This is a genomic window from Streptomyces sp. NPDC002867, from assembly GCF_053591895.1.
Genome location: NZ_JBSFUR010000067.1, coordinates 1 through 24,023 on the forward strand (window position 1 = coordinate 1; position 24,023 = coordinate 24,023).

The window sequence follows — 24,023 nt, forward strand, 5'->3', positions numbered from 1 at the left end:
TGGAACAACTCCCACAACTCATCCGGCACAAGCCGCTCAACGATCCCCACCACGACCGACAGCCTACCGAGCCAACCAAATGAGATGACTTCTTAGAAGTCGTGCGGCAGGTAACACCACTGGACCCCGGTGCAGTGCACCTACAAGATCACGTCCATGATGTCGGGCAGGTCATGCTCGGGCGGCCGACAGAAGTCCAGGGCTCTGCCGCGGCGCTCGAAGCGCCAGGCCGAGAGCACCGGCTCGATCAACTCCCAGCGCGCATCGGACAGATCACTTGGCTAAGGGCGTCGCGTCGGCATGCTTCCGGCGTATCGCTCCAGACCGAGTGCGCCCAGGCGCGCAGCGACGACGATGGAAGCACACAGACGACCCCGACGCCCGGCGTTCCGGGATGAGACAGGAACAAGCCTCATCTCGCCCCGTCTGTCACACCACTCGACCCACAGGTCTCCAAGCACACCTGCTACCTCACGATCACCACGACTTCACGCTCCGAGAATCGGTCTATTTCAAGGCAATATAGATGGAAACGACCTCTCAGTTGGCCGGTACGAGCGCGCCGGCTGCGCCGTCGTCATCATCCGGCCGGTCCGCCTCGGTCTTCCAGATCAGTCCGTCCACCTGCTTCGCCACGTCGGCGCGCACAGCGTCGACCATGTGCTGATAGCGGGCGGCCATGGCGGTGGTCGACCACCCCATGAGGCCCATGACGGCCCGCTCGGGGACTCCGAGGATCAGCAGAACCGTCGCGGCCGTGTGGCGGGCGTCGTGCAGACGCCCGTCCCGGACATTCGCCTCTGCCAGTAGGGCCTTCCACTCGGCCCAGTCCCGGCGGTGGGACGGGCTACGGCCGTGCTCGTCTGGGAACACCAAGCCGTTCTCCTCCCAGCGCTTCCCGGCCGCCTCCCGCTCCGTTTCCTGCGCCTTGAGGTGCATCCGGAGTAGGTCAACGAGTTGTTCGGGAAGGCCGACCGCGCGACGGCCGGCGCGCGACTTGGTGGTGGACAACTCTGGGTTGGTTCGTCGCCTCTGCGGGCAGTACCCGGCGGCCTTGCGGCCACAGGGCTCCGAGCACCCGTGGGCGTACTGCGGTCGGTGTCGACTGCGCCGGACCACAAGGAACCCACCACCAAGGTCCACGTCGTCCCACCTCAGACCAAGCACTTCCCCTTGGCGTAGCCCGAGGGCGAGGGCGACGGCCCAGCGAGCGGAGTTGCGGTGCTGGTCAGCCGCCTTGAGCAACCGCTGTACCTCTTGGACGCTGTAGGGCTCCACCTCGTACTCCCCCGCCTTTGGCGCCTTGGCCAACTGAACGGGGTTCTTACCGAGATGCCCGCGCCGCACGGCCTCATTGAGGGCGGTTCGCAAAGTTCGATGCACCTGGTGAGCGGTCGCGGGCTTGCTGCCGTTGGCCTGCATCTTGGCGTAGAACGCCTCGATGTGCTCGGGCTTGAGCCTGTCGAGACGGTGAGCCCCCAAACCGGGGATCAGGTGCTTCCGTACGGCGACGCCGTACCCGACCATCGTGTTGTCGTTGACGGCGAGGGGCGCGACGTTCTCAATCCAGTGCGTCAGCCAGGCCTTGACCGTCCACGCCTTGCCGGGCTTCCTCACGGTCTTGGCGTCGCGCTGCTTCTCCAACTCACGTACGGCGGCCGCCACTTCGGCACGGCTCTTGCGTTCAACGTGACGGCGGTCCGGTGTGCCATCGTCACGGATGCCGACAGTCACACGACCGTGCCACTTGCCGTCTTTACCTAGATAGATGGAACTGCGGCCATTGGGCTGCCGGGTGCGCTTCTTGTCTTCCGCCACGGGCGGGCTCCTTGAAGTTGAGGCGGTTGAAGACGACCGGAGCGCTGCCCCAAGGTGGGGCAGCGCTCCGGTGAGGGGCGAGTCAGGCCGATCGCTTCTCAGCGCGACGGCGGGCGAGGTAGGCGGCCGGAGCGTCGGCGGGGACGCGTCGGAGGCCGCCGATCATCAGGGACTCCAGCTCACCGGTGCGGATGAGGGCGAAGCAGGTGGTCCGACCGATCCGGAGGCAGCGGGCGGCCTCTTCAACAGTCAAGAGAACGGGGGTCAGGTCACTGGCCGCAGCGAGTGGAGCGACGTCCACGCTGGCGATGCTCATATGGGGTCTCCTCTGGGGCAGCCCTTGGGGGGTCCCTCTGAGGGCCGCTACTTCCGCTACCGCCGCTACCGAGCAGGTCAGAGGCTTGTTCGGGGTAGCGGGAAGGGGTAGCGGTAGCGGCGGGGTAGCGGCTCGCGGTGGTGCTTGCCGCTACCCCGTTTCGGCTGGTCAGCCTGCGTTTTCAATGCCGGGTAGCGGAGGTAGCGGACTTTCCGGAGGTGGGGGGCAGTAGCGGGCCCACGCGTCCCAGAGATCGGCGGCGTAGTAGCCCTTGAGGACGCTCCCGGCAGACTTGATGTTGCGGGAGGCGATGGGCTCGTTGTCGGCCGTCATGTACTCCGCAAGCATCCGCGACAGGCGCCGGTTGTCGAGCGGCTTGCCGTTGAGGTCGGCCCACGGTGCGTCGTCCAGGGCGTTGAGCCGGTCCAGGATGGCGACAGTGGGCAGGCGGTCGATGCCGACCATGACATGGTCGCGCAGGTCGGTCAGCAGCCGAACCCCCAGGCTGCCCTTGTCGTTGGCCTTGGACGCGGTCACGAGCGTCACGCATGCCACACGTGCCCGGTCGGGCCAGTCCCCGCCGACCGCGTCGGCGATGGCGAGCAGGGGTTCCCACACGTCCGCCGGCCGGTCGGTCACCCCGTCCGGCATGTCCGGCCACGACCCCATGACAAACCCTCGTGCCTGCTCTGCCCACGCAGCAAGCCGATCACGGAGCTTGTGCCCCTCCGCCTCGTGGATGCGGGCCCGGAAGGGCTCCACCTTCTCGTTCCTCGCCCGGCGCCGCATACGGATGATGACGGAGCGGCTCAGGATCGTGTCCGGCAGCGAGCCGAGACCGGCGACCGCAACCGCGCAGTACGAGGGGAAGGCTTGCACGGTCTGCTGACCGCCGTCTCCGATGCACCGATAGGTGACCCCGGTGCGGCGATGTCCGGCGTTGAGGAATCCACGCAGTTCCTCGTTGTCCCCCGCCTTGGGGCCGAAGACGGTGTCGATCTCATCGAACAGGATCGTCGGCTTGCCATTGCCTCCCGAGACGGACCGGAACAGAGCTGCGGCCGACGCGTTGACGGCGGTCATGGGCTGCGGCACAAGGGTTTCCACGATCTCCAGCGCCCGGGTCTTGCCCGACCCCGGCTCCGGGGACAGGAAGGCGATGCGGGGTGTGGAGTCGAAGCAGTCGAGCAGGTGGGCGTGCGCGTCCCACAGGGCGACCGCCACGTACGCGGCCTCGGTGGGGAAGACGTTGAAGCGCCGGTGGAAGGCTTCCACCTTGTCGAGCAGTGCGGCGCCGTCGATGGGGTCGGTCATGCGGCGGCCCTTTCTTCCTCGGGGTTGCGCAGGGGGCATGCGTCTCGGTGGGCGGTGTGGTCGTCGATCAGGGCGAGCACCCGGGGCTTGCCGATGGCCGAGCGGTCGCGTCCGCACGCGCACCTTGAGGTGGCGGTGGGCACGGCTCCGCGCGGGGCGACGATGTGCAGCCACGCGATGGGCCAGCGTCCGTTGCTCGGGTGCGGGTCCGAACGAAGAGCAGTTCGGACGCCCTTGCGGGCGGCGCCTTTCGGCTCGCCCACGGCCGCCGCGTCCACAGGCTGGAGAGCGGCGTGTGGCCTGCTCGGGGTGTGGGTGGGGCAATCCAGGGCGGGGGGAGTCGGCGCCGTCATGCTGCCTCCCGTGGCGTGGCGTGGGCGATGACCCAGTCCAGGGCGCTGCGGATGGTGGTGCGGCACTCGGCCGACGGCAGTCCCGTAGCCTCCCCCGCCCCCTGGATTGCCTCCTCCACCACTTGCCGAGGGATGTCGCCCCACGCCACGAACCGCGCCACCTTGCAGGCGCTTCGGTGCAGGGTGTTGTTCCGCCCGTTGGGCCCGCCCTCGATCGCGGAGGCGATGACGGCGCACTCGCGTTCCAGGGCGGTCCTGGCGGCGCGGGTGCCGTCGTGGACCCGCACGGGCGCCGGGGCGGGCTTGTGCGGGTCGGTGATCAATGCCGCGAGCCACGACGGTAGTTCGGCAACGGGCGCGTCGTGGACGACCTCGTACGTGCCGTCGGGGGTGGTGCTGCCGGGGGCGACGACGTAGCCACCCCAGGCGCGGGTGTCGATGTGCGGCCCGAGCCGGTTCGCGCTGCACTTCAGCCGCACCCCTGTGGGGGCGGTGAAGTACAGGTGTTCACCGCGCGCGGTCCGCACCCGGTAGGTGTCCGGGAGCACCTGCCCGGCGCGCTCGCAGAGCGCCTGCAAGGAAGCGGCGCCGTCAGGCGCTCCTTCTGGCTCTTCTGCCTTGACCGGGTCCAGGTCGATGACGAGCAGCCCGGCCGGGCCGGTCGCGATCCCGACGTTGTAGGGCCGGTGCTCCCACGCGGCGCGGATCAGCTCTGGGTCGGTGGTCGCCCGCTCCTCCGGGGTGCGGTGCCCACCGGCGCACCGCCCGGTGCCGGGACAGGCGCGTTCGGCATGTCCCGCTGGGCGCTTGCTGCCAGGGTGGAGCGGGATGACCGGCCAGCCGCGTTCGGCTGCCTTGAGGGCGGACGCGCGCAGGTCCGGCAGTAACGGCCGCTGGCCGTCTCGCCGGATGACGGTCGGCTGGGTCATGCTGGGAGACCTCCACAGGTCGTTGATGGCTGGTGGACAGGCGGCGGCCCCGGTTCTTGGTCGGATGGGGGCCGCCGTCGTCTTTAGGTGGTGGGTCAGGCGGCTGCAGACTCGTCGCCGCTTGTGGTGGTCAGTCGGCCGTCAATGCCGCGGACGACCGTGCCGCCGGTGGTGAGGGTTTTGACGGCCTTAGACACGGCGCCCTTGGACAGGCCCGTGATCGTGACCAGGTCCTTCTGGGCGACCGGCTCGTCGGCGGTCTCGATGGCCTTCAGGACGCGGGCGACGGCGCCGTCCGTGGCCGGTGCCGTGTCGGTCGCGGTGTCCTTGACGAGGGTGAGCGTCGGGGCGCCCGCGGCTTCCACCGTGGGAGTCACCGTGCGGGACCAGGGAGTGCGGTCGGGCAGGGCGATGACGACCATCTTGTCCATGTAGCGGACCTTGACGGGGTCGGGCTTACGCTTGCCGTCCCGGACCAGCGCCACACCCGGCACGGGGAGTTCGTCGGCGTTCCAGCCCTTGGCCTGAGCGTCCTCACCGAGCACCACGCGCGCTTCGGCCGGCGTGCGGACCGCGAGGCAGATGGAGACGCCGATCTGCGGGGCGATCTGCTTGGGGATACCGTCGCCGATGGTGGGCTTCTGGGTCATCCACCACAGGTCGATGCACGCCGCGCGGCCCATCCGTGCCAGGGACTCAAGGCCCGGCAGCGCGGAGCGGTTGACGGTGCGGGTCTTGCCGTCGCCGGTCTCGGTCTCGCACGGGACCTTGTCGGCGGCCGTCATGACCTCGGCACCCTCGTCGACGACGACCGTGATGCGCGGCCGGTCGGGGGTGGGCGTCCAGGTGTCCTGGCCCTTGGGCAGGATGCTGAGCCGGTCCAGCATCTCCGTCTCCAACTCGTCGACCACGTCAACGACTTCGCGCGGGGTGGAGGCGACGCGGGCCCGGTGGTCCCACAGGCGGCCTTCCACGCGCTTGAGGTCGATGATGACGAGCGCGTTCGTGGCGCCCTCGGACGCGTCGTACAGCAGCGGCCGGGAGGCCACCGACTTACCGGCGCCGGACCGACCGGCAATCAGCAGCCGCTCCCCGAGCGGCACGGAGACCTGGTCGCCGGTGACGGTGTCCACCCCGAGCGAGCGCCGCTCCGGGCTCCACTTGAGGTCGTCGCCGTCGGCCGCGCTGCGGGTGCGCAAGGTGAGTTCGGCCCAGCCGCCCTGCTTGCCCGCCTTGATCTGCATGCGCAGGCTCGTGCGGGCTCCGAGCAGGGCGCGGATGTGGTCCTCGGCTGCGCGGAGCTTGGTCGCCGTCCAGGTGCCGTCGAGGCGGACGGCGCACACGATGCCCGCCTCGGTCAGCTTCGGCCGACCGGTCAGCGTGCCCGCGAGGCCGCGCTGTTCGGCGTGGTCCTTCCAGTGCTGCGGCTGCAACCGCTTCAGAAGCGCCGACTCCTCGACAGTGGGCGTGAGACCAGTGGTGTCGCGCTCGCGCACGGCCACCCACACGAACAGCGCGGTGATGGCGGCGACGACGGCGACGGCCGACCACACCCACACGCGGGCAGGGACCTGCGGCAGGTAGAGGTATCCGGCGACACCGAGCGCAGCACCGGTCTTGGTGGCGAACAGCCACATGGGGTCGGGCACGCGCCGCTTGGCGGTGCGCAACTCCCGCTCCGCGCGGTGGCGCAGGGAGGTGACGCCCTCCGGGTCGACGGCTCGGGCCCGCGCCAGGGCGGCGCGGGCGTCGGCCACGAGCGGCTTGCGCTGGGCACGCAGAGCGGTGCGGCGGTCGGCTTCCTTGCGCCACACGTCGGCACTCCAGCGTGCGGCGGTGGCGGCGTACTGGCGGTGGGTGCGCCAGACTTGTCCTTGACTCACGGGTGTCCTCATTTCCGGGATGAGTGGGTCGGTGGTGACGGGTCATGCGACGGCCCGTCACCACACGCATGTGTTACGCGGAGTGAGCGTGTTTCCGGTTTCCTGGTTTCCGAGGCGGCCCCTACGCGTGCGCGCGCGAGGGCGGAAACTTCCGTCACCCTGCGTCGCTACGGGGCTTCTGGTGGCCGAACGGGCTTCCGGGGGTCAAACCCCACCTGGAAGGGGTCTCGGCCGCTCTGCGGGCCGCCTATGGCCTTGAGGTGTTTCAGCGGCCCTTCCGGCCGGTGGTGGCCGGGCGGGGACAGGCAGCCGTCAGCGGCGGCGGCGGGCCTTGGCGATGTTCTTCGCGGCGTTCTTGCCGTCCTCGCCGCCTACGCTCTTAACGACAGTGACGACGCCCCAGGCGCATACGGCAGCGATGAGGGCGAGCAGCGCGAGGTTCGCGGCCATGGCGGTGAGCACGCCGACGAGGAGCGGGCCGAAGTAGACCCCGGCCGCGACGGTCCCGGCGCCGACGCCGGAGCCGAGCGCGATGCGCTGCACCGTGCGGTCCGGCGGCGCGTGGTGCACGTGCTGGTGGACGACCTGCGGGCCGCTGTACTGCTGCGGCACCGGCAGGTTCTCGGCGGCGACATAGGTGTAGGTGCCGTCCGGGAGCTGCACCACACGGGCAGGCTCAGGCAGCGATTCCATCGGTGGTCCCTTCGGGGAAGGTGCAGGGCACGCAGGTGCCGAGCGACGAGGGAATGACGTATCCGGCATCACGACCGCAGCCGGGACACAGGCGGCGCGCGGCGTTGGCCTTGGCGAGCGCCGCCCACCGAGCCGGGGTCATGGGCCGCACGGGCTTGGCCCGGTCGATCCGGTAGAGGTAGGCGACCAGCGGCGGGCGGCGGCGCCGGGCCGCTCCACTTGAGCTGCCACCTCCTGACCACCCGGACGGAGTCCGAGGGCGCGGAGCTGTCGGCGGGTGGCGTAGCCGTCCGGTGCGAGTCGCCACCGGTAGACGGGCAGCGTGGCCATCAGGCGACCTGCAGGTCGCGTTCGGCGCGCAGGGTGTCGCGCAGGGTGCGGGCGTTCGCCGGCGAGGTGCGGACCTCACGGCGGATGCCCTCGGCGGTCAGCTTGGCGTCCGGCCAATCGGCCGTGGCCTTTCGCGCCTCGTCCAGCAGCTCATCCGGGCTGCGCTTCGGGCGCGGGGTGCGGGCAACCTCGGGCACACGGCCCGTGGCCCGACGCGGGCGGGTCGACTCGGCAGCCACCGCGCGCCGCTCGATCGGCGTCACGGTCGGCCGCTCGATCGCCGTGACCGGCTTGGCCGGTACGGTCGACTTGAGGAAGCCGACGGCCACCGGCCGGGGCAGCGGCTTCACGTTCGGCGTGATCGGTGCCGGGGTCGATACCACGAGGTCAGAACTAGACTGATTTCTCTCGTTATTGGTCGATTCCTCCGCATTCGCGGTCGGGGAAGCGATCGGGGCGGGGCGGTGGTGCAGCACCTTCGCCACGAGGTCGGACCCGAAGTAGATCGACCCGACCGGCAGCGACGTGGCGAGCAGCACGAGCACCCAGTTCGCCGGGTCCCAGTCGGCCAGTCGACCCCAGTCGACCGACCGGCCGTGCAGCTCCGGAACCAGACCGTGCACGTAGTTCAGGACGAGCGAGGCGATCGTGTAGGCGGCCAGCACCCGCAGCGCGAACGCCCGGTCCCGCCCGGCGAGCACGAGCGTCGCGATCAAGGCCAGGGCCATGAGACCGTCGACGACGAACGGGTACAGCGTCGCGGCCGTGTCGTCCGCGCCGATGGCGCCCGCGATGTCGCGCAGAGCGTTCCAGGACACCCGGAAGGCCATCGCGACCACGACGACCAGCGCGAGCACGAGCGTGGCGCGGCCCTTGCGGTGCAGGTTCATGCGACACCGCCCGTCTGACCGGACAGGCCGTTGACGTGGTCGCGGTGCGCGGCGAGCACGCGTCGGCGGGCCCGGCGAATGCGCCGCTCGTCCAGCTCGCACGGCGTGCGGTCGATGACGATGATCTGCGCGTCCAGCAACTCCACCTCCGCGCGGATGACGGGCATCTCCGCGTCGATGCCGTCCAGCTCCGCGTCCGTGGGCTCCATCCACGACTCGAACGCGGTAACAGCGTCCTGAACAGTGACGATGTGGTTCATGGGTCGTGTTCTCCCTAGCAGGTGGAACGGCCCGAACAGCGGCCCCGGTGTTCCAGCACCGGGGCCGCGCGCCGTAGAAGTCGGGACATCCGGCTCCCCTCAGCGCCGCTCGTACGAGACGAGCGGCGGAGGCAACCGGCCGCCGCAGAGTACGGCGGAAGCGTTGAGATGGCGCTGTACCGCGCACGGGACAGAACCCGCACGCGCCCGCCCTCTTGCTCGCAGAGGTGGGGCGGGCTCCCTCGGCACGCTGTTGAGTTCTCAAGCCACAAGCGCTCACGTCGTACTCACCCCGCGGGGCTTTCCTTCGGGCACATCCCTAAGGTTCCCTAGGGTTCCCTGCGGTGTCAAGCGGTAAGCTAGGGAACCTGAGGGAACCGAAGCGAGGGAGCTGGCGAAATGGCTGGTCAGGTCGACAATCGAGCGCCGTACGCGAGGATTGCCGCCCACTACACGGAGCTGATCACGTCCGGCCAGCTACAGCCGGGATCACTTCTGCCGAGCATCAAGAACCTCTCGGAGGAGTGGGGCGTGAGCACCGCAACGGCTGAGAAGGCATTGCGCAAGCTCCGCAACGAGGGCCTGGTCAGGGGCATCCACGGGATCGGTACGGAGGTCCTGGACCGACCCGCACCGATGTCCTCGGGATCTCAGCGTCAGGATCGTGGCCGCCGTACCGGATCAAGTTGGGGGTCAGGCGAAAGGTCCGACTCCCACCAGGCCGCCGTAGTTCCTGCGCCCGCAGACGTGGCCCAAGCTCTGGGCATTGAACCTCGCTCGGACGTGATCCGTCGGCGCCGGGTGTACAGGGACCGGCACGGCATCGTTGCGCACAGTACGTCTTGGATCCCGGCTCGGTACGGGAAGCTGATCCCCCAGTTGGCGGAGAGCGAGCGGTTGACCGGGGGAACCTCGCTCCAGCTCATCGCCGAAGCGACCGGCCTTCCCATCAGCCATCGGATCGACACCGCCTCAGCGCGCCTGTTGACAGCGGAGGACGCAGAACTTCTGGAGCTGGACCCGGAGAACCCTCCGGCGGAACCCGTGGTCGTGATGACAGCGAAGTTCATCGACAGCGAGGGCAACGTCGTGGAGTACGGTGTCGACCTCGGAGGCCCTGGTCGCACATGGCGGACGGAATCGGAGGTTTCCCAGTGACGACTGTGGACGACACGCTCATGAGCGTGCTTGAAGAGCGCATGGGCGCCCTGCTGGCCGCTCGCCGTACCGGCCCGCTCACCCCCGAAGCCGAAGCGGAGATGCGTGCCATCTCCCGGACCCTGACAAGACCGATGCCCCCACACTCGCCGTTCTGCGTCCTCATGGCAGGACTTCCCGGCTCCGGCAAGACCACTCTTTCCCGGGCCCTCACCGCTCGCGGATTCGTGCGCCTGTGCCCGGATGAGGAGATGTATCGCCGTCACGGCGTGTACGGGGTGGACTTCCCACGGGGCACGTTCCCCGCCCTTGAGCGTCCGGTTCTTGAGGATGCGGCGGTTGAACTACGGGATCAACTCCAAGCGGGGCACGACGTCGTGGTCGACCATGGGTTCTGGACCCCGGACGACCGAACCCGATGGGGAGCCATTGCCACCGACGCCGGCGCCACTCCGCTGCTCGTCTATCTCGCAGCGAGCCATGACGAACTCTGGGCAAGGATCAGCAAGCGCAACGAGGCCCACGCACACGATCCCAACTCGATCTACTTCTCCGAAAGCGACCTTCAGCGGTACCGCACCCGCTTCGTGCCTCCCGGCGCAGACGAACCGCACGTCATGTATGACGGCGACGCTGCGGCCGTGATCGCCGCTCTGGAAGCTCGCCCGTGACGCTCGAAGGGCAGACACGCAGGTCAGCCGGACGGCCCTCCGTCTCAGTTTCCGTCTCATTCACCCCCGTCCGGAGCCGTTCACGGCGGTTCAGGCTCCGGAGGGGCCGACGCGAATGAACGAGGTTGAACGACCCCGGATCAAGCCCTGACCAGCCGATACAAACCTGCAAAGCGAGTTACGCCGGTTCGATTCCGGTCACGGCCTCTGTACGCACGGATGGGCGGTGGCCGCTCCCCGAGAGGGGGCGGCCACCGTCGTGCGTACGGGCTGCTCGGCCTTGCCGCGCGCCGCGGTGCGGCCCCGGTGCGGCTGCCGTACGCACCACCTCCCACCGTTACGAGTTGGGCGCCGCCACCGCCGCCTGTGGCCGGATCGGGAGCCTGTTGACCGGGCGGCCCGTCGCCGCGCGGACCGCTGAGGCCACTGCCGCCGGGGACGTGACCACCGGGACCGCGCTCGCCGCCTTCGCGCCGAAGGGGGCCACGACGTCCCGTTCCTCGATCAGTTTCACGATGCGAATGTCCGGCGCGTCCAGTGATGTCGGGAGTGCGTAGCCCGTCAGGTCCGGGTGGCGGATCAGGCCGCGGGCCGTGCGGAGGTTCTCCGTGAGGGCCGCGCCGATGCCCTGGGTGACGCCCGCCTCGATGCGGGTCGCCAGCTGGGCCGGGTTCAGGACGCGGCCCACGTCCTGGGCCACGGCCATCTCGACCACACGGATCGAGCCGAGTTCGATGTCGACGTCGACCACCGCGCGGATCGCGCAGAACGCCAGGCCCACGAACGCGTCGCCCTGTCCCGACTCGTCCAGCGGCTCCGTCGGGTGGGGGCGGCACTGGGCCGTCGCCCACAGTTCCTTGCCGTCCATCGCCTCCGTGACCGTCGTCGAGAGCACGCCGTCGTACGACGTGATCTTGCCGTCGGTGATCTGGAGCAGCTCCGTGGACATGCCAAACTTGTGCGCCAGCGGCTGCAAGAGCTGAGTGCGGACCATCTTGGCCGCGCGTTCGACCGCGCCGCCGGAGACCCAGGTGTGGCGGCCGTGCGCCGCCGGGCCCGCCGGGGGCTGGTCGGTGTCGACCGCCGCCACGTGGACCTCTTCGATGCCCAGCGTCTCCTGAACGATCTGGCGCGCCAGGGTCGAGAACCCCGAACCGGTCTCCACCGCCGCGCAGATGACCGTCGCGACGCCGTCGTGGACCTTGACCGTCGCCGTGGAGACCTCGTCCGTGCCCTCCGCGCCGAGCATGTGCACCATGCCGAGCGCGTAGCCCACGCCGCGGCGCACCGCGCCCGGTTCGCCGGCGCCCTCGGGACCGCCCGGGAGGAGCCAGTCGGTCTCGGGGGTGTCCTTGGGGAGGGAGGGCAGCGGGTGGTCCCGTACGGCCTGGAGCAGTTCGGCGACCGGCGCCGGGCAGGTGACCGTCTGGCCGGTGGGGAGGATGTCGCCGGTGGCGAGCACGTTGCGCAGGCGGATCTCGGTCTGGTCCAGGCCGAGTTTGGCCGCGAGTTTGTCCATCTGCGCCTCGTACGCCGCGCAGACCTGCATGGCCCCCTCGCCGCGCACGTGGCCCGACGGCGGGTTGTTGGTGCGCACCGCCCAGCCCTCGATGAAGGCGTGCGGGACGACGTAGGGGCCGCAGGCGAACGCGACGGCGGCGGCCAGTGATTCGGAGGACGCGTCGGCGTAGGCGCCCGCGTCGAGCAGCAGTTGCGCCTCGACCTTCACCAAGTGGCCCTCGGCGTCCGCGTGGTGACGGTAGCGCAGCAGCGTCGGATGGCGGTGGGCGTGGCCGAGGAAGGACTCCTCGCGGGTGGCGGTGAGCTTGACCGGGCAGCCGGTCCGCAGGGCCAGCAGGCCGAGCGGGAGCTGGAAGCCGGGGTCCTCGCGGTCGCCCGTCGCGCCGGGTACGCCGGTGACGACGATCTTGACCCGTTCCTGCTCCAGGCCGAAGCAGGCGGCGGCGAGGGCGCGGTCGGCGTGCGGGTCGGTCGAGGCCGTGTACAGCTCGATGCCGCCGTCTGGCCGCGGTACGGCCAGGCCCGCCTCCGCGCCGATCGGCGCCGGGTCCTGGCGGCCGATGCGGTACAGGCCCTCGACGACGACCTCGCCGGTCACGTCCGGATCGCCGTAGCGCAGCGGGATGTGCCGGATCAGATTGCCGTCGGGGTGCAGCGGTCCGGCGGCGAACGCCTTCTCCGGGTCGGTCACCGGGTCGAGGAGCTCGTACTCGACGGCGATCGCCGCCGCGGCGAGCCGCGCGGTGTCCGGGTGGTCGGCGGCCACCGCGGCGATCGCCTCGCCGTGGTGGCGGACGATCTCGGACGCGAACACCGGCCGGTCGGCGATCCGCCTGCCGTACGACGCGTCGCCCGGGATGTCCTCGTGGGTGATCACCGCGTGTACGCCGGGCATGTCACGGGCGGCAGACGTGTCGATGGAGACGATGCGGGCGTGCGGGTGCGGCGAGCGCAGCAGCGCTCCCCACAGCAGGCCCTCGGCCCACAGGTCGGAGGCGTACGGGAACGTGCCCTCCGTCTTGGCGCGGGAGTCGGCCGCGGGGAGGGAGGCGCCGAGGCCGTGGGCCGGCGCTTCCGGCCGGGGGCCTTCGGCGGCCTGCGGATTCGCCGTGACGGCCGCGTCGTTGCTCACGCCATGCCTCCGTCGTGCGGGTGGGCCTGCACCCTACCGGCGCCGGGGGGTGCCTGGTGCGGGATACGGGCTTCCTCGTGCGCTTCCCCGTACGACTCGGGGGGCGCCTCCTCGGCTGCCGCGGCCGCGCTCGCGGCGCGTTCGGCGACGACCTCGCGTACGGCATCGAGCACACCTCGGTAGCCCGAGCAGCGGCACAGGTTGCCGCACAGGGCCTGGCGGGTCTCCAGCTCGGTGGGGGCGTGGTTGCCCTCCAGGAGGTCGTGCACGGTCATGGCCATGCCGGGAATGCAGAAGCCGCACTGGACGGCGCCGCAGTTGGCGAGCGCCCGCTGCACGTCGGAGGGCTCGCCGTCACCGGCGAGACCCTCGACCGTGCGGACCTCCGAGCCGGCGGCCGTCGCCGCGGGTACGAGGCAGGAGGCGACGAGCCTGCCGTCCACCTGGACGTTGCAGGCGCCGCACTCGCCCTGGGAGCAGCCGTCCTTGGCTCCGGCGAGGCCGAGGCGCTCCCGCAGGACGTAGAGGAGCGACTCGCCGATCCAGGCGTCGGTGACCGGACGGTCCGTCCCGTTGACCCGCAGGACGTACGAGGTGGGCGGGTGCTCGTCGGCGCCGGTGGCCGCCGTTGCCCCGGAGTCCGGTTCACCGGAGGGGGCCTCCTCGGAGGACGGGTCCCCGGTGGGGGGTTCTTCTGAGGACGCGTCCCCGGACGGCTGGGCTGCCGCGTGCTCCTGCGGGACCGGCCGGTCCTCGCGCGGCTCCGGCACCTGAGCGGTCTCGGGACTCGCGGGCTCGGGTGCGTCCTGCGGCTCCAGGGGCTCGGGGGCGGCATGCCCGGACTCCGCGGGGACCGGGCCCTCGGGCGCGGCCTCGCCGGGCTCCGGCTCCTGCACCGTCGGCTCCTGAGGCGCCTGCTCCTGAGGGACCTGCTCCGCCCACGGCGCGGGCGCGCCGCCGGGCAGCGTCGTCCACGGCGCGGGCGCGCCGCCCGGAAGCGTGGCCGGGGGCTCCGCGGCGGCCCAGGGCGTCTCGGCCACCGGCGGTGCGGAACGCAGGAATTCGCCCGACTCGTCCGGAAGATCACCTTCTGCGATCGGGATCGACCACTGCCCGGTCATCTCGTGACCGGCGGCGCCCTGCGCGGCCGCCGGGGCGGATTCCTCGGGGAACGTCCACTGACCCGTCGCGTGCGGATCACCGTGCCGCTGGGCGCCCGCCTCCGGCCACTGCACGGGCTCGGGCGCGGCCGCGGACGGCTCCGCCGGCTCACCGGCGGCCTGCGGCTGCTCCGGCGCCCAACCGCCGTTCGCCGCCGGGTCGGTGCCCGCCTCCGGCGCGAGCGGCGTCAACGGCATGATCATCGGCGGTACGTAGCCGTGCCCCGGCGCCTCCAGGGGGGCGGCTGCCGGCGAATCCTCGGTCGGCAGCTGGAAGAAGCCCGTCGCCTCGCCGTCGTAGTCGGGGGCCGTCGGCTGCCAGCCGCCGTACTCGTACGGGAAACCCTGGCCGTGGTCGTGGGCCTGGCCCTGCCCGTGGTCCTGGTAGCCCTGGTAGTCCTGCGCGCCCGCGGCGTACCCCTGGTCCCCGCTCTGCGGGTACTCGTGCGGGCCGTCCTGCAGGAAGGCGTCCGGAAGGTCCAGGCGCCCCTGGCCGCCGTCCGGACCGTCGTGGCGGTCCCGGTGGTCCGGCGGCTCGGGAAAGCGCCCCTGCTGGTGGTCCTCGTTGCTCACGACAGCGCCCTCCCCAGTGCCCGTCGGGCCAGCGCGGCGACGGTGCGCCGCAGATGCAGTACGGCGGGCGGCAGCACCTGCTGCTCCTCGCCCGGTGCCGCCGGGGGCGGGTCCGGGATGCACGCGGCCGCCACGTACTCGCCGAAGGCCGCGAGCGCCTCGCCCGCGAGCCCCCGCTCCCCGTCCCAGTCGATCAGCGACGCGATCCAGCGCTCGGCCTCCAGCGGGCGCAGCGGCATCGGCGCGATCGCGCCCACCGCACAGCGCACCCCGCGCCGCGCCGGGTCGAGCACGACGGCGACGGATGCGGTGGCGCGGCCGGGGCCGGTGCGGCCGGTGGCCTTGAGGAACACCTGCGGGGCGTGCAGGAGCGGCACCCGTACGAAGCCGATGAGTTCGGCGGGGCCGAGCATCTCCCGGCCGGCGAGCAGGTGGGAGACCGGGATCTCGCGGCGCGCGCCCTCGGGGCCCGCCACGACCAGGTCCGCCTCCAGGGCGGCCAGCACGGGCAGCGTGTCTCCGGTGGGCGCGGCGGTGACGATGTTGCCGCCGAGCGTGCCCGCGTTGCGGATCTGGGGCGGCCCGGCCGCGCGCGCGGAGGCCGCGAGGGCGGGGATGAGGGCCGCGAAGTCGGGCCGTCCCATCCGGGCGTGGGTGAGTCCGGCGCCGAGCAGCGCGTGCCCGTCCTGGTAGCGCCAGCCGCGGATCTCGCTGATGCGGCCGAGGCCGACGAGACCCGCGGGGCGGAGCTGTCCCCTGTTGACGGCGGCCATGAGGTCCGTGCCCCCGGCGACGGGCACGGCGGCAGGCATGGCGGTGAGCGCCGCCACGGCCTCGTCGAGCGAGCCCGGCAGCGTCACCGACTGCGCCGTCTGCGGTGCGTGCGTGGTCACCCAGCTGCCCCTTCCCGGTGTCCCGGCTGTCCCGCCTGTGTGCCGTACCGTACGTGCTCACAGGTCGGACGTGGCAACTCTGGCACATCTTCCGAGCCGTCCGGCGGGAGGGTCCGCGAAGGGCCCGTCCAACCCGTAAGTCCGGTTCCGTACGCGATGGTCCGGATTCGCTCCCCGTCGTCCTGCGACGACGGACACGGGCCGGGCGGGTGCCCGGGCGCGGCTCACACGTTCGGGGGTGCTCCTTCGATCGGGCGTCCGAGGACGCCGGGACGGCGCTGCCAGGGCCGCGGGCCGCCGGGCGGGCGGTAGCCGACGCCGAGCGCGTCGAGGCGCGCGTAGTGGGTCTCCATGCGCCGTTCGAATCCGGCGAAGTCCCGTTCCGCGGGGGCGGTCAGGGCGGACCAGGCCACCTCCGCGAAGGCGGCGAGACGCGGGAAGACCTGGTAGTCGACGCGGGAGCGGTCCTGCATGACCTCCGTCCAGACGTTGGCCTGGGTGCCGAGCACATGGGCGGCGGCCTCGGGGCCGAGCGAGGGCGGCAGGGGCTCGAACCGGTAGACGTCCTCCAGGGTCCGCACGTAGCCGATGGGCATCGGCTCGTCGTCGCCGGCAGCCTGCCGGTGGTCCAGATACACCTGCTGTTGGGGGCACATGACGACGTCGTGACCGGCCTCGGCGGCGGCGATGCCTCCCTGGTAGCCGCGCCAGGAGGAGACGGCGGCGCCCGGCGCGAGTCCGCCTTCGAGGATCTCGTCCCAGCCGATGAGGCGGCGGCCGCGGTCGGCGAGCCAGCGGTCGAAGTGCCGGATGAACCAGGACTGGAGCTCGTCCTCGTCGGCGAGCCCGAGCTCCTTGATGCGTGCCTGGGCGGCCGGTGACTCCTTCCACTGGTCCTTGGGGCACTCGTCGCCGCCGATGTGGACGAAGACGGACGGGAAGAGGTCGAGGACCTCCTCCAGGACCCCCTCGTAGAAGCGCAGGGTGGTGTCGCCGGGGGCGAGGACGTTCGGGCTGACGCCCCAGTTGTCCCAGACCGTCAGGGAGGCGGTGTCGACGACGTCGGTGTTGCCGAGTTCGGGGTACGCGGCGACGGCCGCCTGCGAGTGCCCGGGGATGTCGATCTCGGGGACGACGGTGATGTGCCGTTCGGCGGCGTAGGCGACGATCTCGCGGATGTCGTCGTGCGTGTAGTAGCCGCCGTGCGGACGGTCGTCCCACAGCGGCGAGGCGCGGTGCCCGTGCTTGGTGCGGGCCCGCCAGGCGCCGACCTCGGTGAGCTTCGGGTACCGCTCGATCTCGATGCGCCAGCCCTGGTCGTCGGTGAGGTGGAAGTGGAGGACGTTGAGCTTGTGGGCGGCGAGCAGGTCGAGTTGGCGCAGGACGTCGTCCTTGGGCAGGAAGTGCCGTGAGACGTCGAGCATCATGCCGCGCCAGGAGAAGCGGGGGCGGTCCTCGACCGTGACCAGGGGAAGGGTCCAGTCCCGGCCGCGCGCGACGGGCGCACTGCGGAACGCGTCCGGCCCGAGCAGTTGCCGGAGCGTCTGCACACCCCAGAACACCCCTGCCGCGCTTCCGCCTTCGACGAGGACCGCGACGTCGTCGGCGGAGCGGTCGGTGGAGAGCCGGTAGCCCTCCGGGCCGTACTCCCGCTCCACATCGGCGCTGACGCGCAGCAGGATGCTGTGCGGGCCGGAGCCGTCGGCCAGCGGGAGGCCGGTGGCCGGCCCGAGCATCGCGCGCAGCCGGCGGGCGACGCCCTCGGCGCCCGGCCGGGCGTCTACGGTGGTCCGCTCGTCCAGCGAGAAACAACCGGGGCTGTCGGCCCGGCACTCGGCGACGAGCGGAGCGGGGACCAGGTTCGTGGAAGTCATCACGTCAGTCCTTCACCGCGCCGCCCAGGCCGGAGACCAGACGTCGCTGAACGAGTACGAAGAAGACGAGCACCGGCACGGTCATCACGGTAGAGGCCGCCATGATCCCGCCCCAGTCGTTCTCGTCCGGCTTGAAGAAGACGAGCAGCGCCATCGGCAGCGTCGACTGCGAGGTGTCGCTGATGATGAACGACTTGGCGAAGAGGAAATCGTTCCACGTCGAGATGAACGAGAACACGCTCGTCGCCACCAGCCCGGGAAAGACCAGCGGGAAGAGGATCTGCCACAGGAACCGCGTACGGCTCGCGCCGTCGATGGACGCGGCCTCCTCCAGGGCCTCGGGGACCGCCTTGACGAAGCCGCGCAGCATCCAGATCGCGAACGGCAGCGAGAAGGCGATGTGCGGCAGGATCAGCGAGCCGAGGGTGTTCAGCTGTCCGGCGTCGCGCATCAGGAAGAACAGCGGAATCGTCAGGGCCTCGATCGGCACCATCTGCGCGACGAGGAACATGACGAGCAGGGTCGTACGGAACCGGAACCGGAACCGGGTGACCGCCGTGGCGGCCAGGAACGCGATCAGTGCCGAGGCGACGACGACCGTTCCCGCCACGATCAGGCTGTTGAGGAAATAACGGCCGAATTCCTGCTGTTCGAAGACCCGGCGGAACGAGTCCAGCGAGGGGGCGAGCGTCCAGGGACGCGGCTGGGCGGACTGGATCTCACCGGCCGGTTTGAAGGCGGAGAGGACCATCCAGTACAGCGGGAAGACAACCACCAGCGCGACGGCGAGCGCCGTCGCCTCGGCGGCGAGCCGTCCGGGACGCCGGACCCGCCACGCGCTCGTACCGAGGCTCATATCTCTTCTCCCTGGCGTCGCAGCAGTCGCAGGTACACGAGCGTGACCGCGAGCAGAATCAGCAGCATGACCACGCCGATCGCCGATCCCAGGCTGTACTGGGAGGACGCGAACGCCTTCTGATAGGCGTACACATTGAGCACGAGGTTCTGTCCGGCGATGCCTCCGCCGTTCGTCATCACGTAGATCTGCGTGAAGACCTTGAAGTCCCAGATGATCGACTGAATGGTGACGACGACGAGGATGGGCCGCAGCATCGGGGCCGTGACGGAACGCCAGATGCGCCACTGCGAGGCCCCGTCCAGCGAGGCCGCCTCCAGCACCTCGCCGGGAATCGCCTTGATGCCCGCGTAGACCGTCACCATCACGAACGGGAACGAACACCACACGACCTCGAAGAGGACGAGCGAGAAGGCGCTCCAGCGGCCGTAGGTCCAGGAGAAGTCGCCCAGCCCGAGCACCCGGTTGACCGGGCCGTGGTCGGGGTCGAAGAGGAAGACCCAGACGGTGGAGCCCGTGATTGCCGGGGTGGCCCACGCGCCGAGCGCGGCCGGCATCAGGGCGAGGCGCGGCAGCGCCCGTACGCGGGTGAGCAGGACCGCGAGCGCGCAGCCGACGGCGAGGGTGGCGAGGACACAGGCGGCGGCGAAGAGCACGGTCGCGAGGAGCACCTGCCAGAACTGGCTGTCGGCGAGGAGGGTGCGGTAGTTGCCGAGGCCCTGGAAGCTGGTCGGCTCGCCGCCGCTGACCTGGGCCTGGGTGTACTCGAGGAAGGAGATGAGGCCGAGCTGGTAGACCGGGTAGACGAGCAGGGCGGCGAGGACGGCCAGGGCGGGCGCGAGGTAGATCCACGGGGTCCAGCCCCCGCGCCGCCCCGGCGCCCTCGGGGCCCGGGGGCCCCGGCCCCCGGGCGGCGGCTCCTTGCCGGGCCGCCCGGCCCGCGCCGCCGTCCCGACGACGGCTGCGGCCGGGGCCGGCAAAGGCGCGGGTGCCTCCGAAGCCGGGGCCCCGGGGGACGCGGACGGGCCGGACGGGGACGGCGGCGCGGTGGCGGACTCCGTCCGCCCGCTCGTGCCGTTCGGGCGGTGCGTCATCGGCGTCAGCCCGCCGACGCGAACGCCGCGTCCATCTTCTCCGCCGCGTCCTTCGACGCGGCCGCCACGTCCTTCTTGCCGCTGACGATCTCCTGGAACATCGAGGGCAGGACGAGCGAGGCGTCGATCTGGCCCCAGGCCGGGGACGCCGGCACGAACTTGGCTCCCGCGTCGAGCGTCTTGATGAACGGTTCGACGAACGGCTCCTTCTTCGCGGCCTCGGCCCGCACGTCGGTGTACGTCGGCAGGAAGCCCATCGCGTCGAACAGCTTCGCCTGCGTCTCCTTGCCCGCGAACCGCTTCATCAGGTCCACCGCCAGGGTGCGGTGCGAACTGCTCCTGAGAACACCGATGTTGTTGCCGCCCGCGAAGGCGGGAGCGATCTCGCCCGCCCTCAGCCCGGGCAGCGGCACGACGGCGTACTTGCCCTTGACCGAGCCGGCCTCGACCGCCTGGTGGCTGAAGTCGCCGCCGATGGCCATGGCCGCCTTGCCGGAGGCGAACGCGGTGACCGTCGCGTTGCCGCCCATGGAGGCGCACTTGGCGGCGGGACAGTTGTCGTCGCCGAACAGGGACGTGTAGGCCGTGATGCCCTTCCGCGCGGCGGCGCTGTCGATGGCGGACGTGTACGAGCCGCCGCTCCGGGAGGCGAGCTCGCCGCCGTTGGCCCAGATGAAGGGCATCGCGCCGTAGGTGTACGCGCCGCCGACCGCGAGCCCGTACAACTCCGGCTTCTGCTTGCGGATCTTCTTGGCGGTGGCGATCAGTTCGCCCTGGGTCCTGGGCGGTTCGATGCCGAGCTCCGCGAAGACGTCGGTGCGGTAGTAGAGCGCGCGGGCGCCCACGAAGAGGGGCGCGCCGTAGACCTTTCCGCCGACCGTGACGGACTCCCGGGCGGTGGGGTCGGTGTCCTTCGCCTCGTCCCAGGCGCCGAACTCGGCCGTGACGTCGGCGAGTCCGCCGTCCTTCACGTATCCGGCGGTGTCGGTGTTGCCGTACTCGATGACGTCGGGGGCGCTCGCCGGGTCGTTGAAGGCGGCCTTGATGCGCTGGGCGCGGGTCTCGACGGGGATGTACTCGACCTCGACCTCCGCGCCCTTGTGCGCCTTCTCGAAGGCGGCGACCGCGGCGTCGACGACCTGCTCCTTGGGCTTGTTGTTGACCTCCTGGAAGAGCCAGACCCGCAGGGTGCCGCTCTTGGCGTCCTCCTTGGCGCCGGTGTCGGAGGTCTGGGGGGCGCAGGACGTGAGGCCCGCCAGGGCGAGTGCCGCCACGGGGGCGGCGAGTGCGGCGATGAGCTTCATGCGGGAACCCCCACGCGTCGTCGTGTTGCATTCTATGCAACGGCTGTTTCGTGCTGCACAACACGCAGGAGGCTAGAGGTGGCCCGCACAGCGCCACAAGAGGTCTCAACCACTCTGTGACCGGCAGCCGCACGGCGTGCAACGCCGCGGCGAGGACCGAAGACGCGAAACGGCCCCCGGAGCACGCGAAACGCGCGCCCCGGGGGCCGTCGGAGGAAGCCGTCGAGCGGCGGCGGACTACTTCTTCTTGTCGCCGTCCTTGCCCTTGTCGCCACCCGAGCCCATGGACTCGTAGATCTCCTTGCACAGCGGGCAGACCGGGTACTTCTTGGGGTCACGCCCCGGCACCCAGACCTTTCCGCACAGCGCGACCACGGGAGTGCCGTCGAGGGCACTCGCCATGATCTTGTCCTTCTGGACGTAATGGGCGAAGCGCTCGTGGTCGCCGTCGCCGTGCGACACCTGCGGCGTCGGCTCTACCAGGGTCCCGGTGCCTGTCCCGCGCTCGGGCTCAAGAGTGCTCATGAGCTCCAAGGGTACCCACGCCGACGCCGGTACGGGAGCGAGGACCCCGGCGCGGCGATCCGGTCAGTTGAGGGACGGGTCGTCCGGATACGTCGCGAACATGGCCAGTTCGTTGCGCTGGCGGCGCAGCACCGCACGCCACAGCGTCTCCGGCCGCGGCGAGGAGACGTCGCCGGGCTCCGACTCGACGACGTACCACGCGCCGTCCTGCAGCTCGGCCTCCAGCTGGCCCGGGCCCCAGCCCGCGTATCCGGCGAAGATCCGCAGGGAACCGAGCGCCGAGCCGAGCAGCTCGGGCGGCGCCTCCAGGTCGACGAGGCCGATCGCCCCGTACACCCGCCGCCAGCCGAGCGGCCCCTCGTCGCCGGGGATCACCGCGACGCCGAGCGCCGAGTCCAGGGAGACGGGACCGCCCTGGAAGACGACACCGGGCTCCCCGGCCAGCGCGGCCCAGGACTCGAGGATGTCGCCCACGTCGACGGGTGTGGGCCTGTTGAGGACGACGCCGAGGGAGCCCTCGTCGTCGTGGTCGAGCAGCAGGACCACCGCGCGGTCGAAGTTCGGGTCCGCGAGGGCAGGTGTGGCGACGAGCAGCCGCCCTGTGAGCGAGGACACCTCGGTCATGCGACACATGATCCCGCATCTCGGCCGTCCGCGGGGGCGGAGCGGCACAGTGCGCCGCCGCGGTGGGAGGGGGCGCAGGTCGGAGCGTGCCCCGCCCGCGGGTGTCCGGGTGCCGTCGGCGCCCGGGTCCGGTGACAGTGTGCGAGAGGCGGCGGACGGAGCGTGTTGTACCCGATTCATTACGTACCAAGGGGCGCCTCACCCATACATCGAAGGGCCCCGGGCCCCTTACCCTTTTCTCTGGCCCTGCCCGACGGCCCCCTCGATGCGCTGGGGGGACCCCTCCGGAACGCGAGATTCATGACCGGCACAGACGATGTACTGCTTGTCCACGGCGGAACCCCGCTCGAGGGCGAGATCCGCGTCCGCGGCGCGAAGAACCTCGTGCCCAAGGCGATGGTCGCCGCCCTGCTCGGCAGCGAGCCGAGCAGGCTGCGCAATGTGCCCGACATCCGCGATGTGAGAGTCGTCCGCGGACTCCTCCAGCTGCACGGCGTGACGGTCCGCCCCGGCGACGAGCCCGGCGAGCTGGTCCTCGACCCCACGCACGTCGAGAGCGCGAACGTCGCCGACATCGATGCCCACGCGGGTTCCTCGCGCATCCCGATCCTGTTCTGCGGCCCGCTGCTGCACCGGCTCGGGCACGCGTTCATCCCGGGTCTGGGCGGCTGCGACATCGGCGGTCGGCCGATCGACTTCCACTTCGACGTCCTGCGCCAGTTCGGCGCCACGATCGAGAAGCGTGCGGACGGCCAGTACCTGGAGGCCCCGCAGCGGCTGCGCGGCACCAAGATCCGTCTGCCGTACCCGTCGGTCGGCTCGACCGAGCAGGTGCTGCTGACGGCGGTGCTCGCCGAGGGCGTCACCGAGCTGACCAACGCGGCGGTCGAGCCGGAGATCGAGGACCTGATCTGCGTCCTGCAGAAAATGGGCGCGATCATCTCCATGGACACGGACCGGACGATCCGGATCACCGGTGTCGACAAGCTCGGCGGCTACACCCACCGCGCGATCCCGGACCGCCTGGAGGCGGCGTCCTGGGCGTCGGCGGCCCTGGCCACCGAGGGCAACATCTACGTGCGCGGCGCTCAGCAGCGCTCGATGATGACGTTCCTGAACACGTACCGGAAGGTCGGCGGCGCCTTCGAGATCGACGACGAGGGCATCCGCTTCTGGCACCCGGGCGGTCAGCTGAAGTCCATCGCGCTGGAGACGGACGTCCACCCCGGCTTCCAGACGGACTGGCAGCAGCCGCTGGTCGTGGCCCTGACGCAGGCGACGGGGCTGTCGATCGTGCACGAGACGGTGTACGAGTCCCGGCTCGGCTTCACGTCCGCGCTGAACCAGATGGGCGCGCACATCCAGCTCTACCGTGAGTGCCTCGGCGGCTCCGACTGCCGCTTCGGCCAGCGCAACTTCCTCCACTCTGCGGTCGTGTCGGGTCCGACGAAGCTCCAGGGCGCGGATCTGGTCATCCCCGACCTGCGCGGCGGCTTCTCGTACCTGATCGCGGCGCTGGCGGCGCAGGGGACGAGCCGGGTGCACGGCATCGACCTGATCAACCGCGGCTACGAGAACTTCATGGAGAAGCTGGAGAAGCTCGGCGCGAAGGTCGAGCTGCCCGGCGGCCCGATCGTCTGACGCACCCTCACCGACGGCCCTCGCGGGTTTCCCGCGGGGGCCGTCGGCGTTGTCGCGCGGTACGACATCCGCCGCAGCGCCTCGCGCACGCACTCCGCGGGGCGGGCGGCAGCCGGGGAGACCTGGGCCGCCCGCCGTACCGCCTCGACGGAGCCGCGCTCGGCGGTACCCGCGTCGTAGACGCCCGTCAGCTGCACGACCGTGCACGGCG

At 71.1% G+C, this 24,023-nt stretch carries 21 protein-coding genes and 3 pseudogenes; 3 read left to right on the forward strand and 21 right to left on the reverse strand.

Annotated features, from left to right (window positions below; all coding sequences use genetic code 11):
• Window positions 1–143 precede the first annotated feature (143 nt).
• The 11 genes and pseudogenes from ACWD0A_RS32335 to ACWD0A_RS32385 all read right to left on the reverse strand — a co-directional run.
• Window positions 144–272 (reverse strand): annotated as a pseudogene (locus tag ACWD0A_RS32335) (IS5 family transposase); the annotation flags it as partial.
• Between the two features lie 268 nt (window positions 273–540).
• Entirely contained in the window at window positions 541–1,818 is a 1,278-nt protein-coding gene (locus ACWD0A_RS32340; protein WP_451303941.1) for a tyrosine-type recombinase/integrase, read from the reverse strand.
• A gap of 82 nt (window positions 1,819–1,900) precedes the next feature.
• A complete protein-coding gene (locus ACWD0A_RS32345) occupies window positions 1,901–2,134 on the reverse strand; it encodes a helix-turn-helix domain-containing protein (protein ID WP_451303943.1) in 234 nt (77 codons plus the stop codon).
• A 168-nt stretch (window positions 2,135–2,302) separates the two neighbouring features.
• Window positions 2,303–3,448, reverse strand: coding sequence for a DUF3631 domain-containing protein (locus ACWD0A_RS32350; protein WP_451303945.1), 1,146 nt, complete (start codon window positions 3,446–3,448; stop codon window positions 2,303–2,305).
• Window positions 3,445–3,711: a hypothetical protein gene (locus ACWD0A_RS32355; RefSeq protein WP_451303947.1), complete on the reverse strand. Its 267-nt coding sequence runs from the start codon at window positions 3,709–3,711 to the stop codon at window positions 3,445–3,447. Before ACWD0A_RS32355 ends, ACWD0A_RS32350 begins: the two co-directional genes overlap by 4 nt.
• An 86-nt stretch (window positions 3,712–3,797) precedes the next feature.
• Window positions 3,798–4,730, reverse strand: a complete 933-nt coding sequence (locus tag ACWD0A_RS32360; protein ID WP_451303949.1) for a bifunctional DNA primase/polymerase — start codon at window positions 4,728–4,730, stop codon at window positions 3,798–3,800.
• A 95-nt stretch (window positions 4,731–4,825) separates the two neighbouring features.
• Window positions 4,826–6,613: a MarR family transcriptional regulator gene (locus ACWD0A_RS32365; RefSeq protein WP_451303951.1), complete on the reverse strand. Its 1,788-nt coding sequence runs from the start codon at window positions 6,611–6,613 to the stop codon at window positions 4,826–4,828.
• A gap of 312 nt (window positions 6,614–6,925) precedes the next feature.
• The gene (locus tag ACWD0A_RS32370) at window positions 6,926–7,306 is read right to left on the reverse strand and encodes a DUF6251 family protein (RefSeq protein ID WP_451303953.1); all 381 of its coding nucleotides are present in this window, start codon (window positions 7,304–7,306) and stop codon (window positions 6,926–6,928) included.
• Window positions 7,290–7,636, reverse strand: a pseudogene (locus ACWD0A_RS32375) (RRQRL motif-containing zinc-binding protein). Before ACWD0A_RS32375 ends, ACWD0A_RS32370 begins: the two are co-directional and overlap by 17 nt.
• The gene (locus ACWD0A_RS32380) at window positions 7,636–8,526 is read right to left on the reverse strand and encodes a DUF2637 domain-containing protein (protein WP_451303955.1); all 891 of its coding nucleotides are present in this window, start codon (window positions 8,524–8,526) and stop codon (window positions 7,636–7,638) included. The pseudogene ACWD0A_RS32375 and the gene ACWD0A_RS32380 overlap by 1 nt, the downstream one beginning before the upstream one ends.
• The gene (locus ACWD0A_RS32385) at window positions 8,523–8,786 is read right to left on the reverse strand and encodes a DUF6284 family protein (protein WP_451303957.1); all 264 of its coding nucleotides are present in this window, start codon (window positions 8,784–8,786) and stop codon (window positions 8,523–8,525) included. The genes ACWD0A_RS32380 and ACWD0A_RS32385 overlap by 4 nt, the downstream gene beginning before the upstream one ends.
• Window positions 8,787–9,185: 399 nt before the next feature.
• Here ACWD0A_RS32385 and ACWD0A_RS32390 point away from each other — a divergent pair, with 399 nt between their 5' ends.
• A complete protein-coding gene (locus ACWD0A_RS32390; protein WP_451303959.1) occupies window positions 9,186–9,944 on the forward strand; it encodes a GntR family transcriptional regulator in 759 nt (252 codons plus the stop codon).
• Window positions 9,941–10,615: an AAA family ATPase gene (locus tag ACWD0A_RS32395; RefSeq protein ID WP_451303961.1), complete on the forward strand. Its 675-nt coding sequence runs from the start codon at window positions 9,941–9,943 to the stop codon at window positions 10,613–10,615. The genes ACWD0A_RS32390 and ACWD0A_RS32395 overlap by 4 nt, the downstream gene beginning before the upstream one ends.
• A gap of 337 nt (window positions 10,616–10,952) precedes the next feature.
• Here ACWD0A_RS32395 and ACWD0A_RS32400 read toward each other — a convergent pair whose 3' ends face one another.
• The 9 genes from ACWD0A_RS32400 to ACWD0A_RS32440 all read right to left on the reverse strand — a co-directional run bounded on the left by ACWD0A_RS32400 (window position 10,953) and on the right by ACWD0A_RS32440 (window position 22,171).
• Complete coding sequence (locus ACWD0A_RS32400; RefSeq protein ID WP_451303963.1) at window positions 10,953–13,268, reverse strand: xanthine dehydrogenase family protein molybdopterin-binding subunit; 2,316 nt, start codon at window positions 13,266–13,268, stop codon at window positions 10,953–10,955.
• Window positions 13,265–15,001 carry a 2Fe-2S iron-sulfur cluster-binding protein gene (locus ACWD0A_RS32405; protein WP_451303965.1) on the reverse strand — a complete coding sequence of 579 codons (1,737 nt, stop codon included), beginning with the start codon at window positions 14,999–15,001 and terminating at the stop codon, window positions 13,265–13,267. Before ACWD0A_RS32405 ends, ACWD0A_RS32400 begins: the two co-directional genes overlap by 4 nt.
• On the reverse strand, window positions 14,998–15,894 hold the full coding sequence (locus ACWD0A_RS32410; RefSeq protein WP_177152592.1) for an FAD binding domain-containing protein: 897 nt from the start codon (window positions 15,892–15,894) through the stop codon (window positions 14,998–15,000). Before ACWD0A_RS32410 ends, ACWD0A_RS32405 begins: the two co-directional genes overlap by 4 nt.
• Window positions 15,895–16,118: 224 nt before the next feature.
• Window positions 16,119–17,768: a beta-N-acetylhexosaminidase gene (locus ACWD0A_RS32415; RefSeq protein ID WP_451303967.1), complete on the reverse strand. Its 1,650-nt coding sequence runs from the start codon at window positions 17,766–17,768 to the stop codon at window positions 16,119–16,121.
• Window positions 17,769–17,772: 4 nt separating this feature from the next.
• Window positions 17,773–18,624, reverse strand: coding sequence for a carbohydrate ABC transporter permease (locus ACWD0A_RS32420; protein ID WP_451303969.1), 852 nt, complete (start codon window positions 18,622–18,624; stop codon window positions 17,773–17,775).
• Window positions 18,621–19,604, reverse strand: coding sequence for a carbohydrate ABC transporter permease (locus ACWD0A_RS32425; protein WP_451303971.1), 984 nt, complete (start codon window positions 19,602–19,604; stop codon window positions 18,621–18,623). Before ACWD0A_RS32425 ends, ACWD0A_RS32420 begins: the two co-directional genes overlap by 4 nt.
• 119 nt (window positions 19,605–19,723) lie before the next feature.
• A complete protein-coding gene (locus ACWD0A_RS32430) occupies window positions 19,724–21,022 on the reverse strand; it encodes an extracellular solute-binding protein (protein ID WP_451303973.1) in 1,299 nt (432 codons plus the stop codon).
• Between the two features lie 237 nt (window positions 21,023–21,259).
• Complete coding sequence (locus ACWD0A_RS32435; protein WP_307715239.1) at window positions 21,260–21,547, reverse strand: DUF3039 domain-containing protein; 288 nt, start codon at window positions 21,545–21,547, stop codon at window positions 21,260–21,262.
• 63 nt (window positions 21,548–21,610) lie between these two features.
• The gene (locus ACWD0A_RS32440; protein ID WP_307715238.1) at window positions 21,611–22,171 is read right to left on the reverse strand and encodes a YqgE/AlgH family protein; all 561 of its coding nucleotides are present in this window, start codon (window positions 22,169–22,171) and stop codon (window positions 21,611–21,613) included.
• 300 nt (window positions 22,172–22,471) lie between these two features.
• Here ACWD0A_RS32440 and murA point away from each other — a divergent pair, with 300 nt between their 5' ends.
• Window positions 22,472–23,812, forward strand: a complete 1,341-nt coding sequence (gene murA, locus ACWD0A_RS32445) for a UDP-N-acetylglucosamine 1-carboxyvinyltransferase (RefSeq protein WP_410361246.1) — start codon at window positions 22,472–22,474, stop codon at window positions 23,810–23,812.
• Between the two features lie 98 nt (window positions 23,813–23,910).
• On the opposite strand, the pseudogene ACWD0A_RS32450 reads toward murA, so the two are convergent.
• Window positions 23,911–24,023 (reverse strand): annotated as a pseudogene (locus ACWD0A_RS32450) (transcriptional regulator); the annotation flags it as partial.